The 19,870-nt window shown below is 66.3% G+C and carries 19 protein-coding genes and 1 tRNA gene; 11 read left to right on the forward strand and 9 right to left on the reverse strand.

All coding sequences use genetic code 11. The features are described from left to right. Positions 1–85 precede the first annotated feature (85 nt). From OXS31_RS03355 to OXS31_RS03370, 4 genes are all read right to left on the reverse strand, one after another. A tRNA-Val gene (locus tag OXS31_RS03355) sits at positions 86–162 on the reverse strand. An 88-nt stretch (positions 163–250) separates the two neighbouring features. Continuing rightward, positions 251–763 carry a DUF2937 family protein gene (locus tag OXS31_RS03360; RefSeq protein ID WP_027596904.1) on the reverse strand — a complete coding sequence of 171 codons (513 nt, stop codon included), beginning with the start codon at positions 761–763 and terminating at the stop codon, positions 251–253. Positions 764–781: 18 nt separating this feature from the next. Next, entirely contained in the window at positions 782–1,555 is a 774-nt protein-coding gene (locus OXS31_RS03365; RefSeq protein ID WP_027596905.1) for a class II glutamine amidotransferase, read from the reverse strand. Positions 1,556–1,653: 98 nt separating this feature from the next. Continuing rightward, complete coding sequence (locus OXS31_RS03370; protein WP_027596906.1) at positions 1,654–2,127, reverse strand: hypothetical protein; 474 nt, start codon at positions 2,125–2,127, stop codon at positions 1,654–1,656. An 89-nt stretch (positions 2,128–2,216) separates the two neighbouring features. Here OXS31_RS03370 and OXS31_RS03375 point away from each other — a divergent pair, with 89 nt between their 5' ends. From OXS31_RS03375 to OXS31_RS03415, 9 genes are all read left to right on the forward strand, one after another. After that, positions 2,217–4,238 (forward strand): S9 family peptidase, encoded by a 2,022-nt coding sequence (locus OXS31_RS03375; protein WP_267397938.1) that lies wholly within the window; start codon positions 2,217–2,219, stop codon positions 4,236–4,238. A 53-nt stretch (positions 4,239–4,291) separates the two neighbouring features. Then, entirely contained in the window at positions 4,292–5,047 is a 756-nt protein-coding gene (locus OXS31_RS03380) for an SRPBCC family protein (RefSeq protein WP_044342419.1), read from the forward strand. Between the two features lie 217 nt (positions 5,048–5,264). Next, positions 5,265–6,116 carry a MurR/RpiR family transcriptional regulator gene (locus tag OXS31_RS03385; RefSeq protein WP_267397941.1) on the forward strand — a complete coding sequence of 284 codons (852 nt, stop codon included), beginning with the start codon at positions 5,265–5,267 and terminating at the stop codon, positions 6,114–6,116. 40 nt (positions 6,117–6,156) lie between these two features. Next, positions 6,157–6,732, forward strand: coding sequence for a D-alanyl-D-alanine dipeptidase (gene ddpX, locus OXS31_RS03390; RefSeq protein WP_267397942.1), 576 nt, complete (start codon positions 6,157–6,159; stop codon positions 6,730–6,732). A 106-nt stretch (positions 6,733–6,838) separates the two neighbouring features. Then, positions 6,839–8,404, forward strand: a complete 1,566-nt coding sequence (locus OXS31_RS03395; protein WP_044342416.1) for an ABC transporter substrate-binding protein — start codon at positions 6,839–6,841, stop codon at positions 8,402–8,404. Positions 8,405–8,452: 48 nt separating this feature from the next. After that, on the forward strand, positions 8,453–9,469 hold the full coding sequence (locus OXS31_RS03400; RefSeq protein ID WP_267397943.1) for an ABC transporter permease: 1,017 nt from the start codon (positions 8,453–8,455) through the stop codon (positions 9,467–9,469). Between the two features lies 1 nt (position 9,470). Beyond that, entirely contained in the window at positions 9,471–10,346 is an 876-nt protein-coding gene (gene ddpC / locus OXS31_RS03405; RefSeq protein ID WP_267397944.1) for a D,D-dipeptide ABC transporter permease, read from the forward strand. A gap of 1 nt (position 10,347) precedes the next feature. Next, positions 10,348–11,331, forward strand: a complete 984-nt coding sequence (locus tag OXS31_RS03410; protein WP_267397946.1) for an ABC transporter ATP-binding protein — start codon at positions 10,348–10,350, stop codon at positions 11,329–11,331. Beyond that, complete coding sequence (locus OXS31_RS03415; RefSeq protein WP_267397947.1) at positions 11,328–12,344, forward strand: oligopeptide/dipeptide ABC transporter ATP-binding protein; 1,017 nt, start codon at positions 11,328–11,330, stop codon at positions 12,342–12,344. Before OXS31_RS03410 ends, OXS31_RS03415 begins: the two co-directional genes overlap by 4 nt. Here OXS31_RS03415 and OXS31_RS03420 read toward each other — a convergent pair. Further along, positions 12,320–12,769, reverse strand: a complete 450-nt coding sequence (locus OXS31_RS03420) for a YcgN family cysteine cluster protein (protein WP_007159211.1) — start codon at positions 12,767–12,769, stop codon at positions 12,320–12,322. The genes OXS31_RS03415 and OXS31_RS03420 overlap by 25 nt on opposite strands. A 135-nt stretch (positions 12,770–12,904) precedes the next feature. On the opposite strand from OXS31_RS03420, the gene OXS31_RS03425 reads away from it, so the two are divergent. Further along, positions 12,905–13,501, forward strand: coding sequence for a nitroreductase family protein (locus tag OXS31_RS03425; RefSeq protein WP_027596916.1), 597 nt, complete (start codon positions 12,905–12,907; stop codon positions 13,499–13,501). Here the strand turns inward: OXS31_RS03425 and OXS31_RS03430 are convergent. The 3 genes from OXS31_RS03430 to rnd are packed head-to-tail and all read right to left on the reverse strand — an operon-like array spanning position 13,486 to position 15,877. Continuing rightward, positions 13,486–14,427 carry a D-2-hydroxyacid dehydrogenase gene (locus tag OXS31_RS03430; protein WP_267397949.1) on the reverse strand — a complete coding sequence of 314 codons (942 nt, stop codon included), beginning with the start codon at positions 14,425–14,427 and terminating at the stop codon, positions 13,486–13,488. The genes OXS31_RS03425 and OXS31_RS03430 overlap by 16 nt on opposite strands. Next, the gene (locus OXS31_RS03435; protein WP_027596918.1) at positions 14,424–14,726 is read right to left on the reverse strand and encodes a YcgL domain-containing protein; all 303 of its coding nucleotides are present in this window, start codon (positions 14,724–14,726) and stop codon (positions 14,424–14,426) included. Before OXS31_RS03435 ends, OXS31_RS03430 begins: the two co-directional genes overlap by 4 nt. Beyond that, entirely contained in the window at positions 14,723–15,877 is a 1,155-nt protein-coding gene (gene rnd, locus OXS31_RS03440; RefSeq protein ID WP_267397951.1) for a ribonuclease D, read from the reverse strand. Before rnd ends, OXS31_RS03435 begins: the two co-directional genes overlap by 4 nt. A 284-nt stretch (positions 15,878–16,161) precedes the next feature. On the opposite strand from rnd, the gene OXS31_RS03445 reads away from it, so the two are divergent. Then, positions 16,162–17,466, forward strand: a complete 1,305-nt coding sequence (locus OXS31_RS03445) for an outer membrane protein transport protein (protein WP_108581366.1) — start codon at positions 16,162–16,164, stop codon at positions 17,464–17,466. A 103-nt stretch (positions 17,467–17,569) separates the two neighbouring features. Here the strand turns inward: OXS31_RS03445 and OXS31_RS03450 are convergent, their stop codons facing one another. Then, positions 17,570–19,723 carry a bifunctional diguanylate cyclase/phosphodiesterase gene (locus OXS31_RS03450; protein WP_267397953.1) on the reverse strand — a complete coding sequence of 718 codons (2,154 nt, stop codon included), beginning with the start codon at positions 19,721–19,723 and terminating at the stop codon, positions 17,570–17,572. Positions 19,724–19,870 lie beyond the last annotated feature (147 nt).

Consider the following 19,870-nt stretch of genomic DNA (forward strand, 5'->3'; position numbering starts at 1 on the left):
CCACCCCCCAATAAAACCCCAAACGAAAAAAGGCGACCCTTTCGGATCGCCTTTTTTCTTACCCGCCAGCAGTGCGGGTTTTGTTTGGTAGGCACGATTGGATTCGAACCAACGACCCCCACCATGTCAAGGTGGTGCTCTAACCAACTGAGCTACGTGCCTGCTGTGGGTGCGCATTCTACAGCGCGGGACTTTAGCGTCAAGCCCTTTTTTCAGCTAAACGCCTGAAAACGTGAAATTTTTTTGAAGGCTAGGAAACCCGCCGGGCTGGACGCCGCGGATAGAGCAGGATTGAAAGCCAGAGCGCGAGGGTTTCCACCGTTATCGCCAGGGCCAAGCCCAGCCCTATCCCCCAGCCGATGGCTTCGGGGGTAAGCACTACCTGATAGCGATACTGCTGCAGGGTCTCGTCGCGCAGTTCGCTGTTGGGCCGTACCAGGATGTGCCAGGCCCGCTGGTACCAGGGACCCTGCAGCGCCTGCCACTCTTCGTTGAACAGCGCATTACGGCGCAGCAGTACGCCGAGGCTGTCGGCGTCGCTGCGAAAGACCGGATCCTCGCTGGCCCGGTAATGCGCCAGCAAGCCGTCGAGATTGCCTTCGAAGTACTGCTGCGCGGTCCGTCTGAAGCCGCTCAGGGCCTGATCGGATTCGAGGCGATGGGCATCCACGCGCTGCTCGTAGTCGAGCATGAAGCCGGGGATCTGCACCCCTACCAGCAAGGCCAGGGTGAACAACAGCAGACGAATATAACTGCGCAGCATCGTGAAGTGGCTTCCTGTCTAGACGCGACCCTGGGAGACGATCTCGCCATCCCACCAGAGATGCCATTCCCCGGGCTGGTGCAGGGTCCAGACCTCGTCGGAGGTCAGCGGCTCGGTAGCGATGATGGTGACGACGTCATTGGGCGTGGTCTCGGCCTTGAAATCGATATGGACTTCCGCATCACGCAACTGGGCCGGACCGAAGGGGGCGCGGCGGGTGATATGGGCCAGCTTGGTGGTGCAGAAGCTGAACAGCCAGTCGCCGTCGCTGAGCAGGCAATTGAAGACGCCCTTCTTGCGAAAGCCGTCGCAGGCATTCACCAGCTGCGGCAACAGCATCTCCACCGGGACGGGTTCGGGAAAGCGCTCGCGGACCTGGTCCAGCAGGCTGCAAAAGGCCGTCTCGCTGTCGGTATCACCCACCGGCCGGTAGAAACGCGGCTCGGGATGGAAATCCTGCAGCTGGCCGTTATGGGCAAAGCTCCAATAGCGGCCGCCAAGTTCCCGTACGAAGGGGTGGGTATTGGCCAGATTGACCGACCCGACGTTGGCGTGACGGATATGGCCGATCACCGTGTGGCTCTTGATCGGGTAGCCCTGGACCAGCTTGGCCACCTCGGAATCGGCGCCTGGCAGGGCATCCTTGAACAGGTGCAGGCCCCTGCCCTCGTAGAAGGCCACGCCCCAACCGTCCCGATGCGGACCGGTACGACCGCCCCGCTGCATGAGGCCCTGGAGACTGAAGACCAGATCCGTGGGCACGTTGGCACTCATGCCCAGCAATTCGCACATGTCCGTCCCTCCGGGGTGGCTGCCTGGTTCAACGGCGGCTGCAGCCGCTGCCCTTCGCAATCATGCTGAAGGGGTCACGTCCTGGGCGCAAGCCTGGATTACAGACGGGGTTCGACGCGCTCGCTGCGACCCCGGGGTTCGCGGCGCTCGACTGGGGTTGCCGGGGTCCGTGGGGTCATCGGCGATTCCGGTTGCGGATCATCCGTCGGCCCTTCGCCGACGACCGGCGCGGGACGCGGATGGGAGCGGCGGTACAGCCAGCGACAGAGGACGAAGATCAGGTAGAGCACCACGCCGATGGTGCCGGCAGCCGCCAGGTTGGCCACCGCCGACCAGGCACTGTTGCCCACCTTGAATACCAGGTCCAGCACCGTCACGGCGATGGCCGGGGCATAGAGGCCATGCTCGGCGTCCACCAGGGCCGGCGTCACCAGCAGCACGGCCACCACCAGCCGGATGGGTTCGCGCAGCCAGCGCCAGAGCCAGCCGGTGGCCTTGAAAGACACCACCAACAACAGCAGCGCGGCGATGGCGTAGACGGCCCAGGCGATCAGGTACTCTTGCTCGGTCATTGCGATCCATGGCGATAGCGGAAAGGAGAAGCCTATGATAGCGGTTTTGCCCCGCCCGCGTGTCTTTGCGCGGCGCCCAAGGAGCCCGCATGACCCAAGCCCCCATTGCCCGCCGCGCCCCTGGCGACGATCCCTACGTCTGGCTGGAAAACCGTGACGCCCCCGAGGTGCTGACGCACCTGGAGGCCGAGAACGCCTACCTTGAAGCCCAACTGGCACCCGAGGCCGCCCTGCGCGAGCAGCTGTTCGAGGAGATCCGCGCGCGCATTCGCGAGACGGACCTGTCCCTGCCCGTCCCCCGCGGCGACTATCTCTACTATCAGCGTACCCAAGCCGGTGACGAATACGGCCGCAACTATCGCTGCCGCCGCCCGGCCAATGGCGACCTGACGCCCGATCCCGCGACCGAGGAATTGCTGTTCGACGGCAATGCCATCGCCGACGGCGGCTTTCTCTCCGTGGGCCGCTTCACCATCAGCCCGGACCAGACCCGCCTCGCCTACAGCCTCGATCAGGTGGGCGATGAGACCTACCGGCTCTATGTGAAGGAGCTGGCCACCGGCCTGGTGACCGAACTGCCCTTCGAGGAATGCGACGGCAGCCTGACCTGGGCCAACGACAGCCGTACCCTGTTCTTTGGCGAGCGCGACGAATCCCATCGTCCGCACAAGCTCTATCGCTATCACCTGGGCGATGCCGAGCCGCAACTGGTCTTTCACGAGACCGATGGGCGCTTCTTTCTCGGCTGCTATCGTTCGAGCTCAGAGCGCAAGCTGCTGTTGCTGTCCCACAGCAAGACCACCAGCGAAGCCTGGGTGCTGGACGCGGACCGGCCGGACGAGGCCTTCGTCTGCCTGGCCCCACGCGAGGAAGGTCACGAGTACTTTCCCGATCATGGCGTCGATGGCTGGTACATCCGCAGCAACCAGGACGGCATCAACTTCGCCCTCTACCAGGCCGCCGAGAGCAGTCCCACCCGCGCGCACTGGCAACTGCTGGTGCCCCACGACCCCGAGGTGATGCTGGAGGATGCCAGCCTCGGCGCCCACGCCCTGGTGCTCAGCCTGCGTACCGCCGGACTGCCGATACTGGAGGTGCGCCCCTATGGGCAGGCGCCCTATCGCGTCGACCTGCCGGACGAGGTCTACAGCCTGGATGCCATGGACGTGCTGGAATTCGCCAGTCCGGTCATGCGCCTGCGCTACGAGGCGCTCAATCGCCCCGCCGAGATCCGCGAACTGGATCTGGCCAGCGGCACCCAGCGGGTGCTCAAGCAGGTCCCGGTGGAAGGCCCGTTCGACGCCGACGCCTACGAGAGCCGCCGCCTGTGGGCCACCGCCGCCGATGGCACCCGCATCCCCGTCAGCCTGGTCGGTCGTCGCGACCTGCCGCAGAGCGCGCCGCTCTATCTCTACGGCTACGGCGCCTATGGCCACAGCCTCGATCCCTGGTTCTCCCACGCCCGCCTGAGTCTGCTGGATCGCGGCGTGCGCTTCGCCATCGCCCATGTCCGCGGCGGCGGCGAACTGGGTGAAGCCTGGTATCGCAGCGGCAAGCTGGAGCACAAGCAGAACACCTTCGACGACTTCATCGCCTGCACCGAGCATCTGCTGGAACAGGGCCTGACGACCCCGCAACAGGTGGTCATCAGCGGTGGCAGCGCCGGGGGCCTGCTGATCGGCGCGGTCGTCAACCAGCGGCCCGAACTCTATGCCGCCGCCATCGCCGAGGTGCCCTTCGTCGATGTGCTCAACACCATGCTCAAGCCTGATCTGCCGCTGACCGTGACCGAGTACGACGAATGGGGCGATCCGAACGAGCCGGAAGTGCGCGTACGCATCGCCGGGTACGCGCCCTATGAAAACGTGAAGGCCCAGGCCTATCCGGCCATCCTGGCGGTGGCGGGCTATCACGACACCCGGGTGCAGTACTGGGAAGCCGCCAAGTGGGTGGCGCGGCTGCGCGAGCGGCGGACCGATCAGGCGCCCCTGCTCCTGCTCAAGACCGAATTCGGCGCCGGCCACGGCGGCATGAGCGGGCGTTACCAGGCATTGCGCGACGTGGCCCTGGAATACGCCTTCGTCTTCCGGGTACTGGGCCTGACCGGCTAGGGAACGGCGGGGGCTCTGGGCAGGTCTTTTCCACAGCTAAAGGAGAATCTGCCATGCACCTAGATGCCCCCACTCCCCCTCTCGCTCCTCCGCCTCGCGACGCCGCTGCTATCAAGGGCGTCGAACGCCTGGCCTCCGTGGCCGGCGGTGGTCTGCTGATCAGCCGCGGCCTGGCGCGTGGCGGTCTGCTCGGCCTGCTGACCGGCGCCACCGGTGCCTGGCTGCTGAAACGTGGCTTGCGCGGACACTGCTCAATCAAGAGTACCCTGACCAAGGTGCGTTTCGAACGCGACGTCCGCCGTTCGCTGGCCTGGCATTCGGCGGCCTCCCAGACCCGCCGGGTCGTCATCGCCCGCCCCCGCGATGAGCTCTATCGCTTCTGGCGCGACTTCTCCAACCTGCCGATCTTCATGCGCCATATCGAACGCGTGGACGTGCTCAACGACCGCTACTCCCACTGGGTGGTCAAGGCACCCATGGGGCGTTTCGAATGGGACGCCGAAGTCACCGACGACATCCCCGGCCAGTTGATCGGCTGGCGCTCGTGCGGTTACGCCGGCCTGAACAACCTGGGCTGGGTCAGCTTCGCCGACGTGCCCGGCGGTACCGAGGTGACGGCGGTCATGGCCTACGAGCCGCCAGCCGGTCGCCTCGGCCATCTGTTCGCCCGGCTGCTGCGCCGCGACCCTGGCACCCGCATCGCCCAGGACCTGGCCGAGCTAAAGATCCTGCTGGAACGTGCCCATGCGGTCGGCGATCGCTACGGCGCCGTCGAGCGCACCTCGCACATGGAGTCGCCGCTGGGTTGACCTCCGGCTGTGCCGCGGCGTCTCGCTCGGGACGCCGCCACCCTCCTTCCGAGCCGTTGAGCCGCTACTGGCTTATCTCCTAACGACCCCAAATCCCGCTTTGCGACACTTGGGTAACAACCGGCGTGTCGCCGCTTGCGACGCCTGGAAAACCGATGTTAGCTTTCGAACAACGGAGCTCTTAATGACAGCTCGATAACATCGCAGGCTATCTGGTGTGACCAAGCCACTTTTCTTCCAAGCCCTCGAAGGCGCCTTCGCCGACCTCACCCCCACTGGCAAACGCGTCGCCGGCTACCTCTTGGCCAATCCGGAGAAGTTGCCCTTCGAGACCGCCGACAGCATTGCCCAGCGCACCAACACCACCGGCATCTCCGTGGGTCGGCTGCTGCGCTCGCTGGGCTATCGCAACCTCGACGACGTCAAGCAGAGCCTGAGAGACGAAGGCCTGGAAGCCTGGCGCATCACCGACCGCTTCAGTGCCTTTCGCCAGCAGAGCGGACGCAGCGATGCGCTGGACCGTTCCCTGGCCGCCGAGCTCGCCGCCATTGAGGACGTCTACCAGTTGGCCCGCGGCCCGGTGTTCGAACAGGTGGTCCAGCAGCTGACCGGCGCGGACGCCGTCTTCATCGCCGGCATCCAGACCACCCGCGGGGTGCTCGGCAGTTTCCACAGCCTGCTGGAATACATCCGTCCCAAGGCCTTCTACGTCGATGGCTTGTCGGGCACCTACGCCGACATCTTCAACAGCGGCTTCACCCGCCCCTATCTGGTGGTCGCCGACTTTCGCGCCTATTCCAGCGTGACCCGCAAGCTCTGCGAGGCCGCCCGCGATGCCGAACTGCCCATGGCGCTGATCACCGACTACCACTGCCCCTGGGCGCGGGACTATCCGGCCGACCTGCTGCAACTGCGCCTGGAGGTCGACCAGTTCTGGGACTCCCTGGCGCCCCTGGCCTGCCTGCTCAACCTGCTGGTGTCGGCGGTGGCGGATCGCTCGGGCGATGCCCTGGAGCAGCGCCTGGCCAGCAACCGCGTCCTGCAGCAGCGCTTCGGTCAATTCGAATGAGCCCAGGCCGCCCTCTTCACCTCAAGGAAGCCCCCCTACCGTGAACCACCCAGAACTCGTCGAGATCGACGCCCACCGCTACGGCGTGGACATCCACCTCGTCTATGCGACCGCCGACAATCTCGCGGGCAAGGTCCTCTACCAGGATGCCCACTGCCTGCTGCACCGCGATGCCGCGATCTACCTGCACAGAGCCAGCGAACTGGCCCGACAGGCCGGACTGCGCCTGCAGGTGCTGGACGCCTATCGCCCGCCCTATGCCCAGCAACTGCTCTGGCGGGTGCTGCCGGATGCCCAGTACGTGAGCGACCCGGCCCAGGGCTCGCACCACAGCCGCGGTGTGGCGGTGGACGTAACCCTGCTCGACGAAGCCGGCTCGCCGCTGGACATGGGTACCGGTTTCGACGACATGCGCGAGCTGTCGCACCTGTTCAATCCGGCCGTGCCCGCCGCGGCCCAGCGCAACCGCCTGCTGCTGTTGGGGGTGATGCAGAGCGCCGGCTTCACCTTCATCCCCAGCGAGTGGTGGCACTTCGAACTGCCCGACGCCCGCCGTTATGCGCTGATCGACTACCACCATCTCAGTCCGGAGGAACTCGCCGCCCTGCTGAACTGATCCTGCCGGCGACCGGGTCATTCGAATCCGGCGCCGCGAGCCCTTCGCTCGACCACCTTGCCCACTGCCGAAACACCCATAAACCCAAACAATCCGAGGTACCGGCATGTTCTCGTCTTCGCGCACCTGCGTTTCATCGGCGTCCCGCGTGCTCGCCCTGGTTTCCCTGCTGGGCCTCGGCGCCTGGCAACCGGCCAGTGCCGCCACCGCGACCGACACCCTGGTCATCGGCAAGCCTGCGGATCTGCAGACCGTCGACCCGGGTGTGACCTTCGACAACAACGACTGGACCGTGACCTATCCGGCCTACCAGCGCCTGATGCGCTACAAGGTGGAAGACGGCAAGGGCAGCACCGACGTCGAGGGCGACCTGGCCAGCGGCTGGACCGTCTCCCCCGACAACCTGGTGTGGACCTTTACCCTCAAGCCCGGCAACAAATTCGACGATGGCAGCGAGGTCACCGCCGAGGCGGTCAAGTTCTCGGTCGAGCGCCTGATGAAGCTCAAGCAGGGCCCGTCCAGCATCTTCCCGGCGGACATGACGGTGACCGTGGTGGATCCGCAGACGATCAGATTCACCCTGCAGAAGCCCTTCGCGCCCTTCCTCTTCGCCCTGGCCCACGACGGCGCCAGCGTGATCAACCCCAAGGTGGCCAGCACCCACGGCAAGGACGTGGACGCCTGGCTGGCCGGCCATACCGCCGGCTCCGGCGCCTATCGCCTGGCCGCCTGGCAGAAGGGCCAGTCGCTGACCCTGGAGCCCAACCCGCATTACGCCGGCAAGGCACCCACGCTCAAGCAGGTGGTGATCCGCATCATCGCCGAGCCTTCGGTACGCCGCCTGCAACTGGAACAGGGCGACCTGGACATCATCGAGGACCTGCCCGAAGACCAGGTCAAGGCCCTGGCGCAGAAGTCCGGTTTCGTCACCACCGCCTACCCCTCGCTGCGGGTGACCTACCTCTACCTCAACAACAGGCGCGCGCCCATGAACGATGTGAATGCGCGCAAGGCGGTGGTCGATTCCCTCGACTACCAGGGCATCGTCGAAGGCATCGCCATGGGCAAGGCCAAGCTCATGAACGGCCCGATCCCGGACGGCATGTGGGGGCATGACCCGAGCCTGCCAATGCCCAGGCAGGACTTGGAAGCGGCCCAGGCCGCCCTGGGCAAGGCGCCCAAGGTGCGGGAGCTGCAATTCCTCTACTCGGACAAGGACCCTGCCTGGGAGCCCATCGGCCTGACCCTGCAAGCCGGCCTGAGCACCCTCGGCGTCAACCTGAAGATGGAGAAGCTGGCCAACGCCACCTTCCGCGAACGCCTGGGCAAGGGCGATTTCGACGTCGCCATCGGCAACTGGAGTCCGGACTTCGCCGATCCCTACATGTTCATGAACTTCTGGTTCGACAGCACCAATGCGGGGCTGGCGGGCAACCGCGCCTTCTACAGCAATCCCAAGGTGGACCAGCTGCTGCGCGACGCCGCCAGCGTCAGTGACGTGGCCCAGCGCAAGGCGCTGTACCAGGAAGCCCAGAAGATCGTGGTGGGCGACGCCGCCTACGCCTACCTCTACCAGAAGGCCTACACGGTGCCGATGCGCGCCGCGGTGAAGGGGTACGTGTTCAACCCCATGCTCGAGCAGGTCTTCGATTTCGCTGCGATGTCCAAGTAAGGGCGACGGGTGCCGGCGCGTTCCGGCACCCGCCTCGCGAGGTATGCCATGGCCTTCTTCCATCTGCTGCGCAAGCAGCTGACCGATATCCTCATCGTGGTGATCGGGGTGTCCCTGATCACCTTCGTCATCTCCCACCTGATCCCGGGCGATCCGGCGCGGCTGATCGCCGGCGAGCGTGCCAGTGACGAAATCGTCGCCGGTATCCGTCAGCAGCTGGGTCTGGACCTGCCGCTCTACCAGCAATACTTCCGCTACATGGGGGACCTGCTGCAGGGCGATCTGGGCCAGTCGATCCGCACCCATCGGCCGGTGCTGGAAGACCTGCAGCTGTTCTTTCCGGCCACCCTGGAGCTGGCCCTGGCCGCGCTGCTGCTGTCGATCCTGATCGGTGTGCCGCTGGGCGTGCTCTCGGCGGTCTACAACAATCGCTGGATCGATCACATCAGCCGTACCCTGGCGGTGGCCGGCATCTCCACCCCGGCCTTCTGGCTGGGCCTGGGGCTGATCGTGCTGTTCTATGGGCACCTCGGCTGGCTGCCCGGCGGCGGGCGCCTGGACCAGGGGCTGACGCCACCGCCCAAGGTGACCGGCTTCTATCTGATCGACACCCTGCTGGCGGGCGATCTCACCGGCTTCGTCAGCGCGGCCAGGCACCTGCTGCTGCCGGCGGTGACCCTGGCCTTCGTCAACCTGGGCGTCATCACCCGGCAGATCCGTGGCGCCATGCTCGAACAGCTGGGCGAGGACTATATCCGTACCGCCCGCGCCTATGGCCTGTCGCAGACCACCGTGGTGCTGCGCCACGCGCTGCCCAATGCCCTGATTCCCTCCATCACGGTAATCGGCCTGGCCCTGGGCGACCTGCTCTATGGCGCGGTGCTCACCGAGACCGTATTCGCCTGGCCGGGCATGGGCGCCTATGTGGTCAAGTCGATCCAGGCGCTGGATTTCCCGGCGGTCATGGGCTTCGCCATCGTGGTGTCCTTCATCTACGTCCTGCTCAACCGCTTCATCGACCTGCTCTACCGGCTGGTCGATCCCCGCATCGGCAAGGTGAACTAGCATGACGACCCTGACCGCCTCGCGCCCCGGCTGGCGCGAGCAGACCGCCTGGCTGGCCTGGCGCATTCGCCGCAATCCGCTGATGCTCACGGGGCTGGTGATCACCCTGCTGGTGCTGCTGTGCATGGTCGCCGCGCCCTGGCTCGCGCCCTATCAGCCCAACGCGCTGAAACTCACCGCCCGCCTGCAGCCACCCAGTGCCCTGCACTGGTTCGGCACCGACGAGGTGGGTCGTGACCTGCTCAGCCGGGTGATCTACGGCAGCCGCCAGTCGGTGGGCGTCGGCCTCTTCGTGGCCTTTGCCGCCTGCGCCATCGGCGGGTTGCTCGGCTGCCTGTCGGGCATCGTCGGCGGCGCCTTCGATCGCCTGATGATGCGCCTGATGGACATCATCCTCTCGGTGCCTTCGCTGGTGCTGATCATGGCCCTGGCCGCCGCCCTCGGGCCGAGCCTGTTCAACGCCATGCTGGCCATCACCCTGGTGCGCATCCCCTTCTATGTGCGCCTGGCGCGCGGCCAGACCCTGAGCATCCGCCAGCTGCCCTATGTCCAGGCCGCACGCACCTTCGGCGCCGGCAAGTGGCACCTGGTGCACTGGCACGTGGCACGCAACGCCCTGCCGCCGCTGCTGGTGCAATTCAGCCTGGACATCGGCAACGCCATCCTCATGGCCTCGGCGCTGGGCTTCATCGGCCTGGGCGCCCAGCCACCCACCGCGGAATGGGGCGTGATGGTTGCCAGCGGCCGCAATTTCATCCTCGATCAGTGGTGGTACTCGACCTTCCCGGGCCTGGCGATCCTGGTCACCGCCATCGGTTTCAACCTGCTGGGCGATGGCATCCGCGATCTGCTCGATCCTCGCCAAAAGGGCAAATGACATGGGCCAGCCCGTTCTGCACATTGACCAGTTGAATCTGGAATTTCCCGGCTTTCGCAGCAGCGCCAAGGCGCTCAACGGCGTCAGCCTGAGTGTGGCCCCCGGCGAGATCGTCGGCGTGGTGGGCGAGTCCGGCTCGGGCAAGTCGGTCACCGCCATGCTCACCCTTGGCCTGTTGCCCCCCGGCAGCTACCGGGTCACCGGCGGCAGCGTCAACCTGGTGGGCCACGACATGCTCGCCTTGAGCGAGCGCCAGCTGATGGAAGTTCGCGGCCGCGAGGCGGCAATGATCTTCCAGGAGCCGATGACCGCGCTCAATCCGACGCGACGCATCGGTCGCCAGCTGCTGGACGTGATCCGTCGCCATACCGCGCTGGATGCCGCCCAGGCCCGCGCCAGGGCGATCGAGTTGCTCAAGGACATGCACATCGCCGACCCCGAGCAGATCCTCGAACGCTATCCCTTCGAACTGTCCGGCGGCATGCGCCAGCGCATCATGATCGCCCTGGCCTTCTCCTGCGATCCGCAGCTGCTGATCGCCGATGAGCCGACCACCGCGCTGGACGTCACGGTGCAGCGCCAGGTGCTGCTCCTGCTGCGCGAGAAGGCGCGGGCGCGGGGCACCGCCATCCTGCTGATCACCCATGACATGGCGCTGGTCTCGCAATTCTGTGACCGCGTCTATGTGATGTACGCCGGCGGCATCGTCGAACAGGGAGCCACCGCGGCGGTCATGCAGTCCCCCCGGCATCCCTATACCCAGGGGCTGCTGGCCTGCCTTCCGGAAAAGGCGGTGCCGGGCAGCGATCTGGCCAGCATCCCCGGACAGGTGCCCAACCTGGCCCAGCTGCCTGGTGGCTGCAGCTTCAAGGAGCGTTGCAGCCGGCGCCATGAGCGCTGCGAGACACGCCCTGCGCTGCTGCCAACGGACACCCCCGATCACCTGAGCGCCTGCTGGCTGCAGGCAGAGGACGCCCCGGCATGAACACCCTTTCTCCGCCCGCCGTACCCTTGCTGGAGCTCAAAGGCATCGAGGTTCGCTATCCGGTGGGCCGCGACTGGCTCGGGCGCACCAAGGGCCAGGCCCATGCCCTCAACGGCATCGACCTACGGCTCTTTTCCGGCGAAACGCTGGGCGTGCTCGGTGAATCCGGCTGCGGCAAGAGCACCCTGGCCCAGGTCCTGATGGGGCTGGTGGCGCCGGTGAGCGGCACCCTCGCCGGCGCCGCCCGTGGCGAACGCAACATCCAGATCGTCTTCCAGGACCCGCAGTCCTCGCTGGACCCGCGCCTGCCGGTATGGAAGCTGATCACCGAACCGCTGGTGGTGCGGGGTCGCAGCTCCTCTGCCGAATTGCGCGCCCTGGCCGAGCGCCTGGCGCTGCAGGTCGGTATCCGTCCCGAATACCTGGATCGCTACCCGCACCAGTTCTCCGGCGGTCAGCGCCAGCGCATCGCCATCGCCCGGGCGCTGTCGTCGGATCCGGACGTCATCATTCTCGACGAACCCACCTCGGCACTGGACATCTCGGTGCAGGCACAGATCCTCAACCTGCTGGCCCAGCTGCAACGAGAACGTGGCCTGACCTTCGTGCTGATCTCCCACAACGTCTCGGTGGTACGCCATCTGGCCGACCGGGTAGCGGTGATGTACCTGGGGCAGATCGTCGAGCTGGGGGCGGCGGCTGAGGTGCTGGAACAACCGAGTCATCCCTATACCCGGCTCTTGCTGGAGGCGGTGCCGCGCCTGGATCAGCCGCTCACCGGCAATGCCGCCACGCAGCGTACCGAGTTGCCGGGCAACCGGGTGCTGCCGAGTGGCTGCTTCTTTCGGGATCGCTGTCCCCAGGCGGGTACCGGTTGCGAGCACCCTCAGGCGCTGTTGCCAGGCAGGTTGGCGGAGGTCCGCTGCCATTGGGCGGCGGGTCTTACGACGCCGCTACGGAACAGCCCGGCGGTGGTCTGCGGCCGGGATCAGCCCGCGCGAAAGATCAGATAGTCTTCCCAGTCGTCTTCGGCGACCTGGGTCTCGCTCAGCATGCGGCCGGACTGGGAGATGCCGGCCTTGTGCACCGCCTCGGGGTCGTCGCAGATCAGCGGGTGCCATTCCGGCAGGTCCTTGCCCTCGGCCACCAGGCGATAGCCGCAGGTGGGCGGCAGCCAGGCGAACTGGTCGGCCTGGGCGGGAGTGAGCTGGATGCAGTCGGGGACGAAGCGGGTGCGCTCGGCGTAGCGGCTGCACTGGCAGGTCTTGAGATCCAGCAGCTTGCAGGCGATGCGCGTGTAGTAGACGGCGCCGTCGTCCTCGTCTTCGAGTTTCTGCAGGCAGCACAGGCCACAGCCGTCGCACAGCGACTCCCATTCCTGGGCATCGAGCTGGTCGAGGGTCTTGCGCTTCCAGAACGGCTGGGTGATGGCGGCCATGGCGGGGATCGTGGCAAAGAGAGGGGGCGCGCAGTCTAGTGCCGCACGCCGCGAGCGCCAAGCACCGTTCGCGCCCTTGTCGACTCCGCCCGGCCGGATTACCGTGCCGGATTCCCTTTCCTCCGTGGTGAAGCCATGACCAGCACCAGCCGTACTCCGCAATACCCCGTCGACGCGCAATTCGTGCAGCGCTGGTCGCCGCGCGCCTTCGAACCGGTCGCCATCGAGGAAGAGACGCTGCTCGGCTTCATCGAGGCCGCGCGCTGGGCGCCCTCCGCCTTCAATGCCCAGCCCTGGCGCTTTCTCTATGCACGGCGCGGCGATGCCCACTGGGAGCTGTTCCTGAGTCTGCTGGCCGAATTCAATCGTGGCTGGGCGCAACACGCCTCGGCCCTGGTGATCATCCTGTCGAAGACCACCCTGCTGCGCGCCAGCAGCGGTGAGGAGGTCCCCTTCCCCAGCCACAGCTTCGATGCAGGTGCGGCCTGGGCCTACCTCGCGCTGCAGGCGACCAATGCCGGCTGGCATGCCCACGGCATGGCCGGGATCGACCGCGAAGGCATCCAGCGCGAACTCAAGGTGCCGGCGGCGTTCAAGGTCGAGCTGGCGGTGGCCATTGGCAAGCTGGGCGACAAGGCCAGCCTGCCGGAGTCCCTGCAGGGCCGCGAGCTGCCCAGCCCACGCCTGACCGTCGAGGAGCTGGCGGTGGCCGGCCCCTATACCTTCGGCTGAGCGGCGAGCTCGACGGCGCCGCGCAGGGGCTGCCCCTGTTGGAGGCGCTGGAGATTGTCGAGGAACAACCGGACGGCCGCCGCCGGTGGCGTGGGTCCGGCGACATGGGCGGTGAGGTGCAGATTGGGCGTCTGCCAGAAGGGATGCTCGATCGGCAGCGGCTCCTGACGGAACACGTCCAGCACCGCGCCGGCCAGGTGGCCGCTTTCCAGCGCGGCGATCAGATCGGCGTCCACCACGCTGGTGCCGCGTCCGGCATTGATGAACAAGGCGCCGGCAGGCAAGGCGGCGAAGAAAGCCGCGTCGTAGAGATCCCGGGTGCTGGCGCTGTCCGGCAGCAGATTGACCACGAAGTCCGCCTCCCGCGCCGCCTGGTGCAGCTCTGAGAGCGGCACCACCCGGGCAAAGCCGGGCAGGGTTCGCGCACTGCGGGCGACGCCGGTGAGGCTCATGCCGAACGGCGCGAACAGGCGGGCGATGTCCTGGCCGATGTCCCCTGCCCCGACCAGCAACAGGCGCCGCCCGGCGAGGGGGCCTGGCGCCCGGGTATCCCAACGTCCTTCCCGCTGACTGAGCTGACGCGCCGCCACCTGGCGCTCATGCTGCAACAGATAGGTCAGGACGTATTCGCCGATGCTCTGGCCGAACAGACCCACCGCCCGGCTGAAGAGATAGTCGCATGGCAGCTCCGCGGCCAGCAGCGGCGCATAGCCGGCCCAGGTGGATTGCAGCCAGAGCGGCTTTACGCCCTGGCGCAGCAGGGCCGCAGCGCGATCGGGTTGGCCGAGCCAGTAGCACGGTTGCTGCGCCAGACGCACGGCCGCAGCCGGGTCCGCCGGCACCTGCAGGTCTAGCTCCGGCGCCAGCTGGCGCCAGGCATCGACATAGCCGGCCGGCGCGTCTTCCAGCAGCAGGACGGCGGTCATAGCGGATCGTTGAGACGCAGCAGTTCTTCGGGCAGGTGCTCGATGTAGTCGTCGCGCTCCAGCTCCGGCGGCGGCATCTGCAGGTGGTAGCCCTGCTTGGCGATGTTCTCGAGGACCTTGGCGACGTCTTCTCGCGCCAGCTTGCGCTCGGGGGTCAGCACGAATTCGAAGGCCAGTGCCGGCGGGCCGAAGGCCGTGAGCAGGCCTTCGGGGACAGGTGTCAGGCCCTTGAGCTTGTCGACATACAGGTACATTTCCGGCTTGCGCGGGCTTCGGTAGATGGAGCACAGCAATTTCATGGGGTGTCTTCCAGGGGCGCCGGCGGGGTGCGCTGCGCCTGCAGGTGATCGAGAAGGGCCTGGCCGAAGCGCTCGCGACGCCAGCCCCGCAGGTTGTCGGGCAACTGATAGTCGCCATCGGGCCAGCCGGTGCGCAGCAGGGCTTCGAGCACCTTCTTGCGCAGCATCAGTTCCGGCGCCATGCCCAGAGCCTCGGCGTCCCGTTCGCCGATGGCGCGCAGGGCCTTGAGTAGCGGCGACGCCTCGTGGGGCAAGGGCTCGGACTGCAGCGGCGGCCATTGCTCGGCCGGGGTGGCCGCGCCTTCGGCGATCAGCGCCAGCAGGGTATCGCCATCCTGGCGCACGGTACGCGGGTGCATATCGTCGATGCGCGCGAGGGCCTGCTTGTCGGTGGGCTGGAAACGCGCCAGCGGCCACAGCGAGCGTTCGCGCAGGACATGGTTGCGCGGCTGGTCGCGCTCGCGGGCCTGGACCTCGCGCCAGTGGCAAAGCACCCGCAGTACCGCCAGTTGCTGGCGCGACAGGCGCCAGGCCAGCTTGACGTCGCGATAGGCTTCCCAGGGATCGCTGACGCGGCGCAGATTGGCCACCAGTTCGGCGCCATCCTCCAGCAGCCAGGCCCGCCGCTGGTCATCCAGCCGCGCATCGAGATAGAGGTAGACGTCGACCAGATAGGTCACGTCGGCCGCCGCATAACGCTCCTGCAGCGGGGTCAGGGGGCGTTGCAGCCAGTCGGAGCGGGTCTCGTCCTTCGGTATGTCGATCTTGAGCACTTCGGCGACCAGCCGCGAATACCCCATGGAATGCGCCAGGCCCAGATAGGCCGCCGCCAGCTGGGTGTCGTACAGCGGCTGGGGCAGGCTGCCGGTCAGGCGCAACAGCACTTCCAGGTCTTCGCTGCAGGCGTGCAGCACCTTGACCACGGCCGGGTCCTCCAGCAGCGCGGCGAAGGGTGTCCAGTCGCCGATACACAGGGGATCGACCAGGTAGGCCTGTTCGCCGTCGCCGATCTGGATCAGGCCGGCCTTGGGATAGAAGGTGTCGACCCGCATGAATTCGGTGTCGAGGGCGATGAAGGGCAAGGTCTGGCAGCGCGCGCAGAGGGCGGCCAGCGCCGCGTCGTCGCGGATCCAGTGAGGGGCAGAAGTCAAGGGCGCACTCCGAACAGATGAGCCGACAGTATAAGCCACCCTGGCACGATCTTCGGTGCCGCTCGACCCGCCTTTCCGGTACCGGAACGCATGGCATTCAGCGCCTTTCCAGGCGGGTTCGTCGGATGAACGCCGGCTGACCGCCCCGAACCAAACGTGACCGAATAGTTTTTTTTGTATTCGCAAGCAGGGCCTGCTAAAAGCTGAGTGTGCGCAGGTACTCACTCGGACTTGGGAATCCGCGGAGGTAAGCGCTTCTCGCCTTTCAATGGAGCTGCAAGAGCATGAAAACAATAAAACTGACCCTACTTGCATTGGCCGTTTCGAGCGCTTCCGGCTATGCCCTGGCGAACGGTCTGGCTATCAACGAACAAAGTGTCAGCGGGATGGGTACTTCCTTCGCCGGACGCTCTTCCTCCGCGCAGGACGCCTCCACCATCTATGGCAACCCGGCCGGCATGTCGCGCCTGGGCCGCGAGGTGTCCCTGGGCGGCGCCTACATCCATGCCAAGATCGACATCAAGGACGCCAGCGGCCGCTATGCCAACGGCCAGGCCGTTCAGGGCAGCAACGACGGCGACATGGTGCCCAACTCAGTGGTGCCCTTCGGCTACTTCGTGACCCCGGTGGATGACCGCCTGCACTTCGGCCTGGGTGTGTATGTCCCCTATGCGCTGATCAGCAACTACGAGCACGCCTTCCAGGGTCGCTACCAGGGTCAGGCGAGCAAGGTGGAAGTCATCACCATCCAGCCCACCGTCAGCTACAAGATCACCGACAAGGTCTCCATCGGCTTCGGTCCGACCATCAACCGCATCGAAGGCAAGCTCAACAGCAACGTCAACTTCGGCAGCACCCAGGATGGCCAGGTCAAGATCGACGGCGACGACACCGCCTACGGCTTCAACGTCGGCCTGCTCGCGGACCTGACCGATGACCTGACCTTCGGCCTGACCTACCACTCCAAGGTCACCTACAAGCTCAAGGGCAACACCGAGGTCACCGGCGCCAACAGCCAGGCCAGCCCGATCACCAACGCCCTGGTCAGCCGGCTCAACGGCAAATATGACGCCAGCCTCAACATCACCCTGCCGGAAAGCAGCGATGCCTCCTTCACCTACCGTCTGAACAACGACTGGACGATGTACGCCGGTGCCACCTGGACCCGCTGGAGTCGCCTGAAGTCGATCGACGTAGAAAACGAGGGCACCCCCACCCTGCCGGTGCTGGGTTCGCCCCTTGCGACCGTATCGGAAGAACTCAATTGGAAGGACACCTGGTCCTACGCCGTTGGCGCGGCCTATCAGCTGAATCCCCAGTGGGTACTGCGCGCGGGCATGGCCATCGACCCCTCTCCGGCCGACAACGGCGACCGCAACGTGCGCATCCCGGTGGGCGATCGCAAGACCTTCTCGGTGGGCGCCGGCTGGTCGCCGACCAAGGACATGACCATCGATGTGGCCTATGCCTACCTCTGGGAAGACGATGTGTCGGTCAATCGGCCCGCCACCTCCACCAAGGCCGGCTACAGCGCCAAGTACGACAACAGCGCCCACGGTCTGGGCGCCCAGCTGACCTACCGCTTCTAAGCGCCAGGGTCCGCTAACGAAGCCGCCGCCAGGCGGCTTCGTGCTTTTCAGGCTATCGATCGAGCTACGGCTACCCGCAGCGGCGGCTGAAACTGGTATCAGGCTATGCTCTGAGCGCCCAGAGGCCCTGTTCCTGCTCGGCATACCAGCGCTGGAAGTCGTCCAGCGACAGGGCGCCGGCCACCAGTTGGCCCTGGATCTGGTCGCAGCCCAGGTCTGTGAGCACCTCCAGGGCCTGGCGGGTTTCCACGCCTTCGGCCACCACCCGCAACCCGCGCAACTGGCCGAGCTGGACCAGCAGCCTGATCACCTCCTGATCCCCGGGCAGCTGGCAATGCTCGATGAACTGGCGATCGATCTTCAGCTCGTCGATAGGAAAGCTGCTCAGGCAGGCCAGCGAGGAATGCCCGGCACCGAAGTCGTCCAGCGACAACTCGAAACCCATGGCCTTGAGCTGGCGCAGGCAGTCGAGCACCTGCACCGGATTGCTCATGGCGCGGGACTCGGTGATTTCCAGGCAGAAGCCGGCGGCCATGGCGCCGGTCTCGTCCAGCAACCGGCCGATGCGGGCGATGAAGGCCGGGTGCTCGAGGTCCAGCAGCGACAGATTGACGTTGAGTTTGAGGGCGCCCAGCTGCCGCTCCCGTTGCAGGCGCATGCAGCGCTCCAGCACCCAGAGGGTGATGTCGCAGATCTTGCGACTCTGTTCGGCGATGCCGACGAAGGCATCCGGCTTGAGCAGGCCCAGTTCCGGATGCTGCCAGCGGATCAGCACCTCGGCGCCCTCGACGCGGCCGTCGGGCAGCGCGATCTTGGGTTGCAGATAGAGCCGCAGCTGATCGTGGTCCACGGCCAGGTCCAGGGCGTCGAGCATAGCGATGCCCAGCTGCCGCTGACGCTCCTGGTCCGGATCATGGAAGGCGAAGGGCAACTGGCGCCGGCGCGCGTCCTGCAGCGCGGTCTCGGCGTTGGCCAGCAGGGCTTCGGCGCTGCCGCCGTGCTCGGGGTAGCAGGCGATGCCAAAGGTGATGCGCAGGGACACCCGCTGGTTGCCGCTGACGAAGGGTTTCTCCACCAGGTTGCGCAGCGACAGCAGCGCCGCCTCCGCCGAGGCGTCGTCGAACCAGGGCAGCAAGAGGACGAAGGTGTCGGCGCCGATCCGCGCCACGCCATTCTCTTCCGGCGCCGCGACCCGCAGCCGACGCGCCAGGTGGCGCAGGATCTTGTCGCCGCCTTCCTGGCCGAGCAATTCGTTGATGTTGCGGAAATTGGCCACGTCCAGCAGCAGCACGGCGAAGCGTCCGGCCGCGGCGCGCTCGATGCGCTGGCGGATTTCCAGCACCAGCCGCACCTGATTGGGCAGCCGGGTGAGCATGTCGCGAAAGGCCAGCTGGCTGATGCGCCGCTCGCGCGCGGCCAGGGCGGCGCCCATCTGGTTCATGGCGCGGCCCAGCCGGCCGACCGGATCGCGACCTTCCTTGAGCCCTAGCTGATAGTCACCGTCGGCGATACGTTCAGTAGCCTGCCCGAGACGGGCCAGATAGCGATTGAGCGCGCCAGCCAGAATCCGGCTGACCAGGGCGCCCATCGCGAAGATGATCGCCCCTATGAGCAGCGAATCCAGCAGAGCCGACTGCTCCGCCGCTGCTATTCCTTCCATGAACATGTCCGCCCCTATGACGACTGCTTGCCCGTCCTGTCCTGGAATGGCCAGGAACAGGGAACGGAAACTGCCAAAGTTATCCTGGTACTCCGCGAAACGCGGTTGATGATCGGCAAACACCGCACCGAGTTCCGGGGGTGCCTGATCGTAGAGCTGGCGATAGTCGCCGAAGTAGCCGACGCGGATTTCCTCCTCGTTGGCCGAATCCATGATGAAGCGAAAGCTCGAGCCTTCCCTGACGAAGGCATAGAGCGAGGCCAGTCCGGCCTTGCGGGCATAGCGATCCAGGGTGATCAGGGTACGCTGGTAGCGTTCCGGGTCCGCCTTGGCCGGGTCCTGCAACTGGGCGAGATAGTCTTCGCCGAGGATCTCCGGCAGCGCCAGGGCCGCACTCATCAGGCGATAGTCGATGCTCTGGCTGCTGGCGTCGCGCGCCTGGCGATAGCTGTGCAGGGTGAACAGCAGGGTGCCCAGGGCGTCCACCAGGATGAACGCCAGAAAGAACTTGGCGAACAGGCTGCGGGGCTTGAGACGGAGCCGCGACGCGGGGGCGACTTCCCGGGGCGAGGCGGCGCGGTGAGGCGCATCGGTCATTGGGGCTCCTTGTCCAGCTGACGACGACTCCCTCTGGATCCGCACGTGCCGAGGTGGCTTCGCTGGGCGCGCAACCAGGCGCCTTATTAACCCGTTAACCCGGGTCGTTCAAGGACGGAGATCGCAAAATCCCGGGTATCTCACGCT

Origin of the sequence: Pseudomonas sp. GM_Psu_1, from assembly GCF_026544185.1 — a bacterium.
GTDB lineage: Bacteria > Pseudomonadota > Gammaproteobacteria > Pseudomonadales > Pseudomonadaceae > Chryseomonas > Chryseomonas oryzihabitans.